Origin of the sequence: Rudanella paleaurantiibacter (assembly GCF_009184635.1) — a bacterium.
Taxonomy (GTDB): Bacteria; Bacteroidota; Bacteroidia; order Cytophagales; family Spirosomataceae; genus Rudanella; species Rudanella paleaurantiibacter.
The window spans coordinates 498,418-515,991 of record NZ_WELI01000003.1; the positions used below are offsets into that span (position 1 = coordinate 498,418).

Annotated in this window: 10 protein-coding genes; all 10 read left to right on the top strand. The window is 54.1% G+C overall.

The annotated features are described in order from the left end of the window. Window positions 1-332: 332 nt before the first annotated feature. A complete protein-coding gene (locus F5984_RS10745) occupies window positions 333-3,434 on the top strand; it encodes a SusC/RagA family TonB-linked outer membrane protein (protein ID WP_185155481.1) in 3,102 nt (1,033 codons plus the stop codon). Window positions 3,435-3,459: 25 nt separating this feature from the next. Next, the gene (locus F5984_RS10750; RefSeq protein WP_246168907.1) at window positions 3,460-4,950 is read left to right on the top strand and encodes a RagB/SusD family nutrient uptake outer membrane protein; all 1,491 of its coding nucleotides are present in this window, start codon (window positions 3,460-3,462) and stop codon (window positions 4,948-4,950) included. A 57-nt stretch (window positions 4,951-5,007) separates the two neighbouring features. After that, complete coding sequence (locus F5984_RS10755) at window positions 5,008-5,487, top strand: hypothetical protein (RefSeq protein ID WP_152124248.1); 480 nt, start codon at window positions 5,008-5,010, stop codon at window positions 5,485-5,487. Between the two features lie 202 nt (window positions 5,488-5,689). Further along, window positions 5,690-8,839, top strand: coding sequence for a SusC/RagA family TonB-linked outer membrane protein (locus tag F5984_RS10760; RefSeq protein WP_152124249.1), 3,150 nt, complete (start codon window positions 5,690-5,692; stop codon window positions 8,837-8,839). 22 nt (window positions 8,840-8,861) lie between these two features. Next, a complete protein-coding gene (locus tag F5984_RS10765; protein ID WP_152124250.1) occupies window positions 8,862-10,316 on the top strand; it encodes a SusD/RagB family nutrient-binding outer membrane lipoprotein in 1,455 nt (484 codons plus the stop codon). 21 nt (window positions 10,317-10,337) lie between these two features. After that, window positions 10,338-10,850 carry a hypothetical protein gene (locus tag F5984_RS10770; RefSeq protein ID WP_152124251.1) on the top strand — a complete coding sequence of 171 codons (513 nt, stop codon included), beginning with the start codon at window positions 10,338-10,340 and terminating at the stop codon, window positions 10,848-10,850. A gap of 358 nt (window positions 10,851-11,208) precedes the next feature. After that, window positions 11,209-14,271, top strand: a complete 3,063-nt coding sequence (locus tag F5984_RS10775; protein WP_246168908.1) for a SusC/RagA family TonB-linked outer membrane protein — start codon at window positions 11,209-11,211, stop codon at window positions 14,269-14,271. A 21-nt stretch (window positions 14,272-14,292) separates the two neighbouring features. Continuing rightward, complete coding sequence (locus tag F5984_RS10780; protein WP_152124252.1) at window positions 14,293-15,747, top strand: RagB/SusD family nutrient uptake outer membrane protein; 1,455 nt, start codon at window positions 14,293-14,295, stop codon at window positions 15,745-15,747. Between the two features lie 10 nt (window positions 15,748-15,757). After that, on the top strand, window positions 15,758-16,240 hold the full coding sequence (locus F5984_RS10785) for a hypothetical protein (RefSeq protein ID WP_152124253.1): 483 nt from the start codon (window positions 15,758-15,760) through the stop codon (window positions 16,238-16,240). Window positions 16,241-16,425: 185 nt separating this feature from the next. Continuing rightward, window positions 16,426-17,547, top strand: a complete 1,122-nt coding sequence (locus F5984_RS10790; RefSeq protein ID WP_152124254.1) for an efflux RND transporter periplasmic adaptor subunit — start codon at window positions 16,426-16,428, stop codon at window positions 17,545-17,547. The last annotated feature ends 27 nt before the right edge of the window (window positions 17,548-17,574 follow it).

Below are 17,574 nucleotides of genomic sequence, written 5' to 3' on the forward strand. Positions count from 1 at the left end.
AATAACCAGCTTCAATTTTGTTAACGTTTAGACCAAAACATTAAACAGAAAATAAATCATTGGTCTTTAGATCCTTATTCATTCAACCGTTTTTAGTATTGTACAAAACAAAGAATAACTATACCGCAAACAACATAAAAACTAAACATAAAGGCCCTACTAAGCAATAGAATGAATATAGGACATTGGAAACCTAATTGACCAAATTAAATTTTACCAATATTCTGATGTACCTACAGATTATTTTTTCTCATTTTGTCCAATGTAGCTTCCTGTTCACTAATTTTGTGTTCTGTTTACTCATAATTCAACAATTCATCTTTCAAACTCCTATGAGAAAACTTCTATTGGGAAGTTGGTTGCTGACACTGTTGTTCTGCCTGCCAGTACTGGCACAGGACATCACGGTTAGCGGACGGGTAACTTCATCAGACGACGGCTCCGCCCTGCCCGGCGTGAGTGTTCAGGTTAAAGGTACCACCCGCGGTACCACCACCGACGCATCGGGTAACTACCGGCTCAGCGCTCCGGCCAATTCCCGTTTAGTATTTAGCTACATCGGCTTTTTGTCACAGGAAGTAGCGATGGGGAGCCGCACCTCCCTCAACGTACAGTTGCAGAACAACGCGCAGGAACTGGGCGAGGTAGTGGTGACCGGTTACGGTGGCACCATCAACCGGCGCGAGTTTACGGGCGCCAGCTCGAAAGTAACGGGTACGGCCATTCAGAACCTGCCCGTGGGTAGCTTCGACAAAGCCCTGGCTGGTCGGGCGGCTGGTGTGCAGATTACCTCAGCCAACGGGGTTCCGGGTGGTGCCATTCAGGTACGTATCCGGGGTATTGGCTCAATCTCGGCGGGCTCAGACCCCCTTTACGTTGTTGATGGGGTGCAGCTGAACTCAACCAACAACTCCAGCTTTACCAGCTCAAACCCGCTGGCGTTTTTGAACCCCAACGATATTGAGAGCATCGAGATCCTGAAAGATGCCGCTGCGGCTTCTATCTACGGTTCGCAGGCGGCCAACGGGGTTGTACTCGTGACCACCAAGCGCGGTAAATCAGGCAAAACGCAGGTATCGCTCAACTATTACACTGGTGTGGATGAGCCCATCAAGCGCCTGGATGTACTGAACACCCAGGAATGGATTGCCCTGCGGACTCAGGCTCGGATCAATGCCGGTCAGGCAGCCGACGTAGCCCGCGCTACGGTTCTGAGCACCCTGCGGCAACCCACTACGCTGACCGACGCCGAAGTAGCCGCTCTGCCCACCTACGACTGGCAGAAAGAGGCCTACCGGAACGGCCGTACCAACAACTACGAGTTGAGCCTGAACGGTGGTAACGAGAAAACGAAATTCTTTGTGTCGGGCTCGTATTACACGCAGAGTGCCAACGTTATCAATGTTGGTTTCAAGCGCGGAACGCTCAACACCACGCTGACGCACGCCATCAACAGCAAACTGACGTTGGAGCAAACGCTGAAAATGAGTGCCATTCAGGCACGCGGTCAGCAGGGCTCACCCAACGGGGGTTCATTCCTCGGCTCGTCGGCGTTCTCGTCGTCGCTTATGCTGCCAAGCGTACCCATTTACAACCCTGATGGCACGTTCTTCGGAACGCCGGCACTGGGCGGTACACCGGGTATTCTGAACCAGAACATCATTCAGGTATCAACGCTGAACGACATTACCTCAAACATCAACCAGTTTGTGGGTGGTTTGTCGCTCAACTATAAGCCTATCGAAGGCTTGAACATCCGGCCGTTTGTGAGCCTCGACTACCGGGCTATCAAGGGCCGCTACTTCACTGACCCCCGCACGGCCGATGCCTTTGTGGTTCGGGGACGTTTGCAGGATCAGTTCAACCAGAACATTAACTTCCTGACCAACATCACGGCGAACTACAACAAAACGTTTGGTGGCCGTCATGACGTAAGCGCTCTGTTGGGTGCTGAGTACCGCTCAGACCGGAACGAGTTTACCAACTCAAACATCACCAACGTACCTACGCCCGACTTCCGCTACGGTAGTGCTGCGGCCCTGCCCCAATCCATTGGTGGTGGCTGGACCGGTTACAGCAAGGCGTCGGTGTTTGGAAATGTGAAGTACAACTACGGCCGGAAGTACGACGTGAGCGTGATTGCCCGTCTCGACGGCTCAAGCCGGTTCGGTGCCAACAACCGCTTTGGTTTCTTCCCATCGGTATCGGGTGCGTGGCTCGTATCAGAAGAAGACTTCCTGAAAGGCAACCGGGTACTGAACGAACTGAAGTTCCGGGCATCGTACGGTACTACGGGTAACGACCAGATTGGTTCACTGTTCGGTCTGGCTAACTTCCCGTCACTGGGTCTGGTAAGTGCCGGTTTCGACTACAACGGTGCGGCTGGTTTTGCCCCCTCACAGCTGGGTAACCCGGACCTGAAGTGGGAAACCAACGTAACGACCAACCTGGGTATGGACTTCGGTTTCTTCGGCAACCGTCTGACGGGTTCTGTGGACGTATTCGACCGGACCAGCCGCGACGTACTGTTGGGTGTAAACCTGCCTTTCACGAGCGGTTTCACGGCCATCTCGCGTAACTCAGGTTCAGTACAGAACCGCGGTCTGGAAATTGAACTGAACACGGTGAACGTGCAGTCGGGCGACTTCAAATGGAAATCGTCGTTCAACATTACGTTCATTCGGAACAAAGTGGTGAAGCTGATCGACGGTATTACGCCCTTGGCTAACCCCGACAGCGCCATCACGATCAACTACAACGACTTCTACGGCGTAGCTCGTACGGCCATCCAGGGCCGCCCGCTGCTGGCTAACTACACCACGGAATATGCCGGTGTAAACCCAGCCAACGGTCGACCCATGTTCTACGACTTTGCCGGTAACATTACCTATACGCCGGTAACTCCGCGTGACCTGCGTTACCTCGGCTCAGAGCAGCCCCTGTTCTACGGTGGTTTCCAGAACTCGATTTCGTACAAGGGTCTGACGTTGGACGCTCTCTTCCAGTACGATTATGGTCGGCGGTCGTTCAACAACCAAACCTCATTCCTGGCCGAGCTGGCAGGTCGTGATTTCAACGCGATCCGGTCAGTGTACGACCGTCGCTGGCAGCAGCCGGGTGATATCACCGACGTACCGCGCCCAATCAACGGCAATGCCGAAACACGGGGTATCAGCAGCCTTGGCGGCTCACGTACGCTTGAAGATGCGTCGTACCTGCGTTTGAAGCAGATCACGCTGAGCTACGATGTTCCGGGTACCATTGGCCGTAAGATTGCAGCCTCAAAGGCCCGTGTGTATGTACAGGCGCAGAACCTGCTCACCTGGACCAACTGGACGAGCTACGATCCCGAATTCCTGAACTTCGGTTCGGGCAACAGCGGGGTTGTACCCAACTCACGGTCAATTACTGCCGGTATTAACCTAACGTTCTGATCATCTTCAAACTGACTTATCGACAATGCGTATTTCCATAAAAACCTTGTCTGGCGGATTGCTGACCGCTGCGGCCCTGTCGCTGGCGTCGTGCAGCGACCTGCTCGAAGTACAGCCCCGCTCCAACGCCGATCTGACCACGGCACTGAATACAGCCGAAGGCCTGGATGCTACCCTCAACGGTATTTACGACCGTTTGCAAAGCACCGCCCTGTATGGTCGTGATTTTCTGGCCGTAGCCGAAGCCCTCGGCGACAATGCGCAGGCAACCAACAAATCGGGCCGCCTGAACAACGAAAACCGGAATGTAGCCGGTGCTTCGTTTGTCAACTGGGCTACCAGCTATTTCGCCATCAACCAGGCCAACCTGCTGCTCGAAGCCACGCCAAAGGTTACGTCGCTGACCGATACCAACCGGCGCAACTCGATTCTCGGCCAAGGTCACTTCCTACGGGCGTTGCTCTACCACGACCTGATGCGGGCCTATGCTTACGATCCGGGTGTTGAAATTGCACAACAAAACCGGGGTGGTGTTCCCATCGTGCTGACAGGTGTAAACAACCAGGATCAGTTGCAGTTTCCGGCCCGTGCGCCCATTGCCGATGTGTACAAGCAGATTTATAGCGACCTGGAGAAGTCGGTAACATTCTTTAGCCGGACCAGTGCCAACAACGGCAACATTCCGGCCTACGGTAACCGTGCTGCGGCTCAACTCCTGTTCTCACGGGTAGCGTTGTACAACAAAGACTACAACACGGCGGTACGGTATGCGACCGACGCTATTGGCGGTACGGTTCGTATTGTCGATGCAAGCGGCTACATTGGCGGCTGGCGCGCTCCGCGTAACCCGGAGTCATTGTTTGAAGTACAGTTTGCCGCTCCGTCGGAAAACATCGGGGTAAACACCTCACTGCAAACCACCTACACAACGCTTGTTCGCCCCGGCGACCGCGGCACCACGGGTGGCTTCGGTGACCTCGTTCCAAACAACGCGTTCCTGAGCGACATCCGGTCGGAAAGCAGCGCGACGGGTTTTGCCGATGTGCGGGCGCAACTGTACGAACTGGGTACTACCGGACGCGGAACGGCGTTTGTAGAGTGTACCAAGTTTCTGGGTAAAAACGGGGTAATCAACCTCGACAACGTACCGGTGCTCCGTATTCCAGAGGCTTACCTCAACCGGGCTGAGGCTTACTTTATGCTGGGCCGGATGACCGACGCCCTGGCCGACCTCAACACCATCCGGACAAACCGGGGCCTGACGGCACGTACTATGGCCAGCTTTACGAACGATGCCGCCCTGCTGGCCGAAATTCTGCGGCAGCGCCGGTTAGAGTATGCGTTTGAAGGTCACCGCTGGTTTGACTTGAAACGGCGCGGACAGGATGTGATCAAGACCATCCCGCTCTCGCCCACGGCAAATAACCTGCCTTACAACGACTTCCGTGTACTGGCTAACATTCCGGTGAACGAGGTATCTACCAACAAAAACATTCGCCAGAACTTCGGTTATTAATCGGCAGTGCACCGGTCGGGCTTACTCGGCCGGTGCATGCACAAACCAAGCACATTCATGAAAAAACTGAATTATATTTTGTTGTGCGCCCTGTCGGTTTTGGGTCTGGCAGCCTGCGACAACACCCTGGATCAAGTGTTCGATGAGCAAACGCTCGTTGAATTCAACGAAGCCATTTTGCGCACCAACGCTACCGGGCGTACCTACTCCATTACCAGCCTGGCCAATACCCCTACCGCGGGCACTACCTCAACGGCACAGTTGAATCTGGTAGGTCGGCAGCGGGGTAGCGAGCTTACCGTGCGGGTACTTGTCGACCCAGCTACTACTGCCCCCGCCAGCAGCTATACCCTGAGCAATGGCGGTAACGTGGTAATTCCGGCAAACTCGAGCTTTGGCTCACTGACCGTAACGGTTGGCCGGGCCAGCAGCACCACGGCACCGGTCGGAAACCTGGTACTGGTTATTGATAGCACAAGCACCGACTTTAAACCGAGCCAGAACTACAAGCGGCTGGGTTTCTCGTTCCGTAATTAACCGAAGTGAAATTTTTTTGTCCAAATGCCTCACCAAAAGTGGGGCATTTTTGTTACAGTGTATACCACTAGTATACAGGTACAAGTAACGTTCTTAATGCAATAAAAAACCCTGCCTTTACGTCTACAGATAATCTTGTTTACCCTTACCTTTGCGGTCCATTTCATCAATTTGTTAATTTATTTTTAATCTCAAAATCCATATGCGCAGAATTTTATTAGGAAGCTGGCTTCTTTCGCTGCTTTTCTGTCTGCCTTTGCTGGCACAGGATGTATCGATAAGTGGCCGGGTCACTTCATCAGACGACGGCTCCGCTCTTCCGGGTGTGAGCATTCAGGTAAAAGGTACCACGCGTGGCGCAACCACCGATGCTCAGGGACAATATCGACTGAGTGTACCAGCCAACAGCCGGTTAGTATTTAGCTACATTGGTTTCGAAACGCAGGAGATTCTGGTAGGTAACCAGACAACGATCGACGTAAAACTGTCGAGTGGCACACAAAGCCTCAACGAGATTGTGGTAACGGCACAGGGTATCGAGCGCGACAAACGTTCGCTCGGTTACTCAACCCAGGAAGTAGGCGCCAGCATGATTGCGCAGAAATCGGAACCCAACCTGCTCAACGCCCTGCAAGGCAAGTTAGCCGGGGTTCAGATCAGCGGGCAAAGTGGCGCGCCGGGTGCTTCAACCAACATCAACATTCGGGGTATTACGTCGTTCAACGGATCGAACCAGCCGCTTATCGTTGTGGATGGTATCATCTTCAGCAATGACGTAAACGTATCCGGTAACACCCTGTTCCAGGCTCAGTCGGCCAACCGTCTGGCCGACGTGAACCCCGAAAACATCGAGTCGGTTAACGTACTGAAAGGCCCTGCGGCTGCGGTACTGTACGGTTCGCGGGCGTCGGCGGGTGCTATCATCATCACCACCAAAAACGGCCGTAACCAGAACAACAAAACCGAGGTTACCGTCAATTCATCGTACAACGTACAAAACGTGTACGGCCTGCCCCGTTTTCAGAACGATTACGGTCAGGGTACCAACAACCTGTACGTAAACAACACGACGGCCTCATGGGGTCTGCCGTTTGTAGGTGGCCCAACGTCGATTACCAACTTACAGGGCGAAACCCGTCCGTACCAGGCATATCCAAACAACGTTCGGGATTTCTACCAGCAGGGTAGCATTTTTCAGAACACGGCTAACATTGCCGGTGGCGATGCCAACCGCAACTTTAGCCTGTCGTTTGGTAACACAACCCAGAAAGGGATTGTGCCTACGTTCAAGTTCAACCGGACCAACGTACAGGTTGGTGGCGAAAGCAAACTGAACAACGGTATCAAAGTATCAGGTACGGCTTCGTACGTACAGACAGTTCAGGGTGGTACGGCACTCGGTAACGGAGGTAGCGCCTTCGGTCAGCTGACGCGTATTCCACGTAGCTACGACCTGGTGAACGAGCCGTTTCAGGACGCCAACGGGCAGAGTATTTACTTCCTGACCACAGCAAATAACCCCAACTGGGCCGTTCGGAACCTGACCCTCAACAGCCAGGTAGATCGTTTCTTCGGTAACTTCACGGTGGGTTACGACGTAACCAAGTGGTTGAACGTAACGTACCGCGTAACGGGAGATACCTACACCGACCGCCGGAAAAACGTAAACAATATTGGTGCAGCCCGCGCTCCGCAGGGTGAAATTATCCAGGATCAGTTCTTCCGTTCGGAATTGAACGGCGACCTGTTGGTAAACGCCAAAGCCGACAAGCTCTTTATTGAAGGCCTGAGCGGTAACCTCTTGCTGGGTAACAACATCAACCAGCGGCAGTCGCAGAGCCAGTCGGTATATGCGCAGCAGCTCACGATTCCGGGCTTTAGCAACGTATCAAACGGTTCGGTATTTACCAGCTCAGGCGAAAGCTCACTGACCCGCCGACTGGTAGGTTACTACGCACAGGCTTCGTTGTCGTACAACAACTACCTGTTCCTCGAACTGACCGGCCGCGCCGACCGCTCGTCGACGCTGCCCCGTGCCAACAACACGTACTTCTACCCCTCGGCTTCGGTTAGCTTCGTACCCACAGATGCCTTCAAGCTCCAGTCAGACATCTTGTCGTATGCCAAAGTACGGGCGAGCATTGCCAAGGTTGGTCGTGATGCCGACCCCTACCTGCTCAACTCAGTATTTGCACAGGCCAGCTTTGGTAACAACCTGGCGAGCGTAGCGTTCCCCCTCTCAATTGGCGGTAGCAGCGTACCGGGCTTTGCCATTGGTGGTCGGATTGGTAATAACGGCCTGACGCCTGAGTTTGTAACCTCGCAGGAGGTAGGTCTGAACCTGGGTCTGTTCAAGAACAAAGTGAGCATCGATGCAGCTTACTTCTTCACGAGCTCGACTAACCAGATTTTCAACGTAGCCGTATCGCCCTCATCGGGTTATGACACCCGGACTACCAACGTGGGTGAACTCCAGAACCGGGGTCTTGAACTGACATTGAACGCAACACCTGTGCGGGCGAGTGGTTTCCGTTGGGATGTAACGCTTAACTTCACCCGGATTCGGAACAAGGTTGTGTCGATTGCACCCGGTGTAACCCAGTCAGGTATTACCGGTAACGGCTTTATCGGTATCACGTCGTCGATTGTCGAAGGTCAGCCCTACGGTGTAATTGTAAGTACGGCAAACCCACGGGTACAGAACACCAACCCGAACGGTCAGTACTACGATGCAACGGGTCAGTTTGTTGGTCAGTACGTAATTAACCCAACAACGGGTCAGTTTGCGCCGGGTCTGGCGGGTCAGGTAATTGCCAACCCCAACCCGAACTGGACGGCCGGCCTGAACAACACGTTCTCGTACAAAGGCTTCTCGCTGCAGGCACTGGTTGATACCCGTCAGGGCGGTCAGTTGTTCTCATTCAGCGCGGCCGACTATCGTTCGGGTGGTTCATTGTACGTAACGGGTATCGACCGCGATCAGCCCCGTATTCTGCCGGGTGTAATCCAGAACAGCGACGGAACATTCCGGCCAAACAACATTCAGCTGCCTGCCCAAACCTATTGGGCTGGTCTGGGTGGTCTGGCCTCAGAAGGTGCCGTATTCGACGCAACGGTGTACCGCCTGCGCGAGGTATCGTTCAACTACACCTTCCCGAAAGAGTGGTTGAGCCGTACTCCGCTGGGAGCCGCTTCGATCGGTATCACGGGCCGGAACCTGTATTTCTTCGCCCCTGGCTTCTTTGCTGACCCCGAAGTGAACACGCAGGGCGCGGGTAACATCCAGGGTCTGGATCTGAACGGGCCGCCAAACACCCGCAACTACGGTGTCAATCTGCGGCTTACATTCTAACACTTTCATCTTACATACATCCATGAAAATAATATTTCGTAGTGTAGTTCTGATGCTGCCGCTGGCATTTGGCCTCGGTTGCTCCAACTTCCTCGACGAAAGCATCAACGTAACCCCGAACAACCCGACAGCCGTACCCCCTTCGGTACTGTTGCCCACGGTTGAAATCGGTACCGCTTTCGCCAATGCCAATGAGATTAACCGGTTTGCATCAACCATCATGCAACAAACGGCTGGTGCTGCCAACAGCCCGGCTACATACGACGTGTACCAGACCAACGGTGCCGATTTCGGTAACCAGTGGCGGTTTGAACTGTACGGCGGTGCGCTGGTAAACGCCCAGAAGATTATCGACATTGCCTCGGCATCGAACTCACCCGCTTACACGGGTATCGCCAAAATCATGAAGGCGTACGCGTTCAGTGTGGCAACCGATATGTGGGGTGATGTACCGTACTCGCAGGCGTTGCAGGGCGAAGCTAACCCACAGCCCCGCGTCGACAAGCAGGAGGATATCTACAAAGGCAACACGTCGCAGAACATCCAGAGCCTGTTTGATCTGGTGCGCGAAGGTCTGGCCGACCTCGACAAGCAGTCGGCTACGCGGCCGGGCAATGACGACGTGATTTACCGGGGCGACCTGGCCAAATGGCGTCGGGCCGGTAACACGCTGCTGCTGAAGCTAGCCAACACGATCAGCGTGAAAGAGCCCGCTTTGGCGAAACAGGTGATTGATCAGGTAATTGCCGGTAACAACTTTATCCGCAGCAATGCCGACGATTTCAACGTAACGTTCGGTGCTGCTGTAGGTAGCCGCGACCCCCGCTTTGAGTACACCAACATCAGCTCGTTTAAAGACGATCTGATCATGAGCTCGCGGTACCTGACCTTGTTGCAGGGCCTCAATGACCCCCGTCTGCCCGTGTTCTGGACAAAACCTGCAGCCAATTACGTAACCTGGGACAACGGTCAGAGCGGTGCCCGGCCTACACCGGTAACAACCTGGTCGCGGTACAATAGCTACGTGACCGGTGCCAATGGTGAAGGCCCCGTGCGCCTGTTGACCAACTTCCAGCGGGCGTTTATTCTGGCGGAGTCGGCCCTGATGCTGGGCACGGCAGGTGATCCGCAAACGCTGTATGCCGAAGGTATCCGGGCGTCGATGACGCTGGCGGGTATTCCAACCGCTCAGATCGATGCGTACATCACCGCCAATGCCCTGCGCGGTACGCAGCAGGAGCGCCTGGCCCAGATTATTACGCAGAAGTACATTGCGTTTACGGGCAACGGCCTTGAGCTATGGAACGATTGGCGTCGGACGGGTTACCCAACCCAGCAGCCTGCTCAGAATGCAGTAGGTATCGACGGAACCCGGCCTGTACGGGCGGTGTATGTGTCGTTTGAAAACGAGCGGAACACCAACTTCCCGAACCCAGCCCCCCAGTCGAACGTAAAAGTTTGGTGGGACGCCAACTAATACTCAAAACATAGCTACACAATGAAACTGACACTTATAAAAGGAGTATTGCTGGCAGCGATGGCATTGAGTACCGTTGCCTGCAAAGACGATCTGGAGTACGGCACACTTGTGCGCGACAACCGCCCGGCGGTACCGGTTACGTTCACCAACGCCACCACGTACGGCGGTAACCCCTTCATCGAAATTTCTCGGGCCGGGGCTACACCCATCACGTTTACCCTGTCGATTCCGGCCGGTTCAGGTCGGACTATTAAAGAGATTACCCGCGTAGTGGGTGGCGGTACGGGTATCAACGCCGGTTCGCTCAACACCAGCTCACTGGTAATTAACACGGCCCCGATTGCGGGTACCGGCACAACGGCTACGTTTACCATGACGCAGGCTGCCTTTGCCGCTAAGTATCCGGCAGTAGTGCTTACTCCTACGGGTAACCCGGCGGCTCCGCGTGAGATTGCCTTTATCTTCCTGGTAACACTGGACGACAACACCCAGATTGTGACTCAGCAGGTACGGGCCCGCGTGTTGGCTTAAACCGTTTCTGTTTGTTAAAAGCACCGATGCTTGCGCATCGGTGCTTTTTTTGTGCGTTATGTCTACTTTTTTAATCAGGATTTCACTTAGGCAATAACACTATTAGTATCGGATATACTATCTTCTAATAATCCAATTTCATACATAACAAAATTTACTCATCCTACTAATTCTAAAGGCGTACTCCTGTTTGCACATACACTACTATAATCTCTTGCATAATACGGTCACAAATTCGTCCTCATTCGCATTAAGTATCACAAATCTTCTTATTAACCAAATTTTATTGTGAATCGAATTTATTTATTCAACGGTTTGTGAATAACTTGCCGTGCATTACCAATATATCTTAAATACCATGAGAAACACTTTACAACAACTCTGTTTGCTGGTCATGGTTCTGCTGGGTCAATTGGCCTGGGCACAGGATCGGGCAGTAACCGGAAAAGTGAAGGGCGATGATGGATCGCCCCTACCGGGTGTAACCGTTTTGCTGAAAGGAACCAGCCGCGGTACCACCACTAATGCAGAAGGAAATTTCCGGATTGAAGCTCCTGCCACCGGCCGGCTGGTTTTCAGCTTTGTCGGTTATAAAAGCCAGGAAATTGCGGTCGGGAACCAGTCGACCTTATCGGTTACGCTCGAAAGCGACGCATCGAACCTGAACGAGGTTGTGGTTGTGGGCTACGGCGCTTCGCTTACCAAAAAGGAAACAACCGGCGCCACAGCAAACGTCAAGGGAAAAGAAATTGAAAACCTGCCTAACCCGAGCTTCGACGGGGCTATGCAGGGACGAGCAGCCGGTGTGCAAATCACCTCAAATAATGGAACACCCGGTGGTGCCGTACAGGTACGGATTCGGGGTGTCGGCTCGATCTCGGCTGGTAATGAGCCCCTGTACATTGTCGATGGTGTTCAGCTAAACAACCGGAACGACGGGGGCGGCAACGTAAGCAATAACCCGCTGGCGTTTTTGAACCCTAACGATATTGAGAGCATCGACATCCTGAAAGATGCCGCTACGGCCGCTATCTACGGTGCACAAGCCGCCAACGGGGTGGTACTGGTAACCACCAAGCGCGGTAAAGCGGGTACTAAAGCCAAAGTAAACCTGAATATGTATCGCGGGGTGGTAGAACCCATCCGGCAACTCGACGTACTGAACACCCAACAGTGGATTCAGGCCCGACAGGAGGCTCTTATCACGAACACGCCTACCCTGACCCCGGCCGCCAGCCGGACAACCGTACTGGCCTCGTTGAACCTACCCGTTGACCTGAGCGATCAGGCTATTGCTGAATTGCCAACGTATAACTGGCAAGGCGAAGCGTACCGGCCTGGCAGCGTAACCAACGCCGACCTGTCGGCACAGGGTGGCAACGACCGCACCACGTACTACATCTCAGGCTCGTACAACCAGCAGGATGCCATTCTGCGCAATGTGGATTTCCAGCGGTTCTCGGGCAAAATGAATCTCACGAGCAAACTGAGCAATAAGATTACACTGGACGCCGGCCTGACAGCCGCCAGCGTGTCACAACGCGGTCCCTACGGTGGTTCTGAAGGCTCGCTGGCGTTTGGTGCCCCTCAGTACTCAGCCCCGCTGATTCTGCCTATCAACCCCATTTACGCACCGGACGGTAGCTACTACGGCCTGCCCGCTTCGGGAATCGTAATGCCGGGTGACCTCTCGCAGAACGTTATTGCCAACTCAAATCTCATCAAGTCGAAAACAGGCACCCGTCAGCTTGTAGCCAACTTGGGCCTAACGTACGCTATCAACAAAGACCTGATTTTTAAGGCGTTTGGTGGCTTAGATTACCGTTCGGTAAACTCGTCGTTTTTTGGTGACCCACGCCTGTCAGATTACTTCAACATCCGGGGTACGCTGAACCAGTTTGTGAATAACAACACCAACCTCACGACCAACGCTACGCTGAACTACAACAAAACGTTTGGCAGCAAGCATACGTTTGGTGCCTTGTTGGGTGCTGAATACCGGCAGGAGATCAACGAAGGTACATCACTCAACGCCCAGGGATTCCCCACGCCAGAACTCAACACCGCCAACGCGGCTGCTGAACCCGTATCGGTAGGCGGTTTCTGGTCGGGCTTCAAGCGGGCCGGTGTATTTACTAACCTGCGCTACGAATACCAGAAACGCTTTATTCTGAGCGGTATTATTCGGTACGATGGTTCATCACGGTTCGGGGCTAACAACCAATGGGGTGTGTTCCCATCGATTTCGGCCAAATGGAACCTGGCTGAAGAGAACTTCCTCAAAGGCAGCAACGTAGTTAGTGACCTCGGCCTGCGGTTTAGCGTGGGTAGCACCGGTAACGATCAGGTAGCTAACTTTGCAGCCCGTCGGCTGTATGGCCTTGGCGGTGTGTATCAGGGTAATGCCGGTATTGGCGTAAGTCAGTTGGGTAACCCCAACCTGCGCTGGGAGCGTAACGTAACCTACAACGTGGGTCTTGACTATGGTTTCTTCGGGGGCCGTCTGAAAGGCTCGATTGATGCCTTCCAGCGCATTAGCCGCGACCTGCTGCTGACCCGCTCGATTCCGCAAACCAACGGTTTTAACAGTATTTTTGAGAACATCGGCGAGGTACAAAACCGGGGTCTGGAATTTGCCATCACGACTGTCAACGTCAACACGGGTGGTTTCCGCTGGGAGAGCAACTTCAACATCACGTTCCTCGACAACAAAGTAACCAAGCTGTTTGAAGGTGCTGACGTTCTGCCCGGCAACCTGTCAGTACGGGTAGGTTATCCGCTCTTTACCAACGTGGGTGTACCCTATGCCGGTGTAAACCCAGCCAACGGTCGGCCGATGTGGTATGACCCCAGTGGCAACCTTACGTACATTGTCCGGACAGCCGATCAGCGTCCGCTGGGTCATTCAGGTATCACTAAGCAGTTTGGTGGCTTCACCAACACGTTCAGCTACAAAGGGTTCGAACTGTCAGGCTTGTTCCAGTATGACTTTGGCCGGGTGATTCAGAACACCCAGGAGTTCCGTTTGGCCGACAATGCCGGCGTACTGCGCAACGGACTGGAATATTATTTCACGAACCGGTGGACTACTCCCGGTCAGATTACGAGCGTACCACGCCCGGCCAACAACCGGACCGAAATCAGTGGTCGTGTAAGTTCGTACCAGTCAGGCACGCGCTTTTTCCAAGATGCATCGTATATCCGTCTGAAGCAGGTTTCGCTCAGCTACACCGTACCACCGGCTGTAGTAAGCCGCCTGAAGCTGTCAGGTTTGAAAGTGTATGCGCAGGCAGTCAATGCCTTCACGCTGACGCGCTGGACAGGCTTCGATCCTGAGTTTGCTATTGAAGGTGGCCTGGACAACCAGGGGATCATTCCGCAGTCACGCAATTACACGCTGGGTGTTCAAATTGGCCTTTAATTCTCTCGACAAACGACTTTTATGAAACATACATTAGGAATTCTGACGCTGACAGTTGGCCTGTTCATGGCAAGTTGCAGCAACCTGCTTGATGTGCAGCCCCGGCAATCCATTGATTCGGGTGTGGCCCTTACCACGCGCGAAGGCATCAATGCGGCCGTCACCAACGTTTACACGTACCAGAAAGATATTACCCTGTATGGTCGTGACCTGATTGCCATTGCCGAAGCACTGGGCGACGAAAGCCGGATCATCAACCGGGCAGGTGGCCGTTTCATCAATGAGGGCCAGAACGTGATTAACAGCCATCTGCTGGGCTGGAACATCTACTACCTCGGCATTAACAACATCAACCTCATTCTGGACGCGCTGCCAAGCAGCCCTTTCAATGAAGCCGAGCGTGAGCGCATCGAGGGCGAATTGAAGTTTTTGCGGGCGTTGAACTACCACAATCTGGCCCGTGTATTTGCCTACGATCCTAAAGTACGAATCAGTTCGCTGGACCGGGGCGGGGTACCTCTCGTTCTGAAAGGTGTTAGCACGCCCGAGCAGATCGAAAACCACCCACGTGCTTCGGTTGATGAGGTGTACGCTCAGATTTACAAAGACCTGACCGACGCCGTTGCGAAAGCCCCTACCACGGGTGCCCCAAGCCGGGCTACCCGCGCAGCAGCCATGGCTTTGTTTGCCCGGGTAGCTCTGTACAACGAAGACTTCACCAACGCGATCAAATATGCTACCGACGCGCTCAATGCGGGCGTGGGCCGCTTTGTAGGCAATACGGATTATGTAGCTGCGTGGCGTAGCAACAGCCACCCCGAGTCGGTGTTTGAAATTCTGTTCCAAACCCGCCAGGAGTCGTTGGGCGTAAACAACTCACTGCAATCGGCTTACACGACGATGGAATCGGTAGCGCAGGTAAACAGCCTGGGTGCCCTGCGTCCTACTCCGCTGCCAACAGCCAACGGTTGGGGATCGGTGGTACCAACAACGGCTTTTCTGGGCCTGCACCAGACCGGTGATGTTCGGCGTCAGCTTTACCAGTTGGGCCTGAACCGTTCAGGTAGCATCGTGGAAGAGTGCACCAAGTTTGTGGGCAAGTCGGGCGTAATTTACATGGACAACGTACCCGTAATTCGTATCTCTGAGCTGATTCTGATCCGGGCTGAGGCTTTGGCTCGCAGCAACGGCGACCAGGCTCAAGCTCTGGCCGACGTGAACCGGATTCGGACTCGTGCCGGCCTGACAGCGCTGCCCACTACAACGACTAATGCACAGTTGCAGACAGAGATTGAGCTGCAGCGCCGTTTGGAACTGGCCTTTGAAGGACACCGCTGGTTCGACCTGAAGCGTCGCGGACGTGATGTGGTCAAGTCAACGGGCAACGTACCCTATGGCGATACGCGCACCCTCGCCCCTATTCCAGTTCGGGAAATTCAAGCCAACAACAAACTGGTTCAAAACGCAGGTTACTAATCGAGACATCATGAAAAAGTTACTTCCATATAGCCTGTTGCTGGGTATTATGCTGCTGGCAACAGCTTGTTTTAAAGATCTGGAGATTACCTACGATGGCCCAGCTCAGGTAGAATTCGAGACGGCCGTGCGCAGTAACCCAGCCGTGGGTCTGACGTTTCCGCTCGTGGCCAGTGCGAATAGTGTTACGCTGGCGCCCACCCTCACCACGCAGCTTAATTTGGTGGGTCCCCAGCGCAACAGCGAACTACGGGTTAAGGTGTTGGTAGAACCAACGCTCACCACAACAGGCGCTAACACCTACACACTGGTCAACAACGGCGAGGTGGTTATTCCGGCCAATAGCAGCGTTGGGTCGCTTTCCATTGCGGTATCGCGGGCAAGCAGCACCACGGCTCCAATCCGTAACCTGGTTCTCACCCTGGACAGCACCAGTACGGAGTACAAGGCAAATACCAACTATAAGCGAATTGGGTTTACCATTCGCAACTAACTGCAACCGCGCTCCGGGCTCGGTCACGAGTGAACCAGAGCCCGTTTAGCCTAGATTAAAAGCCCTCTACCTCGTTGTAGAGGGCTTTTTCGTGGCAGTAAACCAAATTGACTTTTGTCTTATTGAAGAAGCGTGCCTACTCCGTAATTTCGTGGCACATTCTGTTATACACCTGGGTTGGCACTATGAACACCTCTACCAAACGAATTCTGACCGTCCTGATTATTCTGCTCGTCATCGGGCTGGCTTTTTACCCCAAACTGAAAACCCTTTTCAAACCCGCCGACGGAGCCGGTGATCCTGCCAAAACCACGGCTGCGGGTGGAGCAGCCAAGGGGGCTGGTGGTGGTCCTGCGGGCGGAAAAGCGGGCGGTGGGCCTACGTCTGTCGGGATTATGGTGGTCAACACCGAATCGCTGGACGAGAAAATTCTGACCACCGGCACGGTAGTTGCCAACGAGGAGGTGGAAATCCGCTCAGAAGTGTCGGGGCGGGTAACGAGCATTGGTTTCCGTGAAGGCGACTATGTGCGCCGGGGGACGGTGCTGCTCCGTATCAACGATGCCGATTTACAGGCACAGCTCCAGAAACTAAATGCCAACCGCAAACTGGCCGAGGCCAACGAACAACGGCAAAAGCGGCTGTTTGAAAAAGAGGCCATCAGCCGGGCCGAATACGAAATCAGCCAAACGAACCTCACGGGTATTCTGGCCGACATCGAAAACCTGAAAGCGCAACTGGCCAAAACTGTGATCCGGGCGCCATTTGACGGGACTATTGGTCTGCGCCAGATCAGCGTAGGAAGCTACATATCACCGGCTACGCCCATTGCTACGCTCACCAACACGAACCCGGCCAAAATCGACTTCTCGGTACCGGCCAAATACGCTCAGATTGTTCGGCGGGGTAGCCGGATTCAGTTTACGGTGGAGGGGTCAGAAGCCAATCGGGCGGGTACGGTGTACGCCGTTGAACCTAAGGTAAACCCCGAAACCCGGGCAATGCTGCTCCGGGCCACCAGCCCCAACCCCAACGGGGCGCTCGTACCGGGTGCGTTTGCCCGTATTGAAGTGGTGCTCAGCGCGCGTGGCAACGCCATTGTAGTCCCCACAGAAGCGATTATTCCCGAACAAAACGGCCAGAAGGTGTACGTTGTCCGCAATCGGAAAGCCGAGTCGGTACCGGTGCAGATCGGCCTTCGCACCGACCGCAACGTTGAAATCAAGAGTGGCCTGCACGTGGGCGACTCGCTCATTACCTCAGGCATTCAGATGGTCAAACCCGGCGGTGAGGTGCTGGTGCAGTAAGTGAGGACGGGGCCGCCCGGCAGTGAG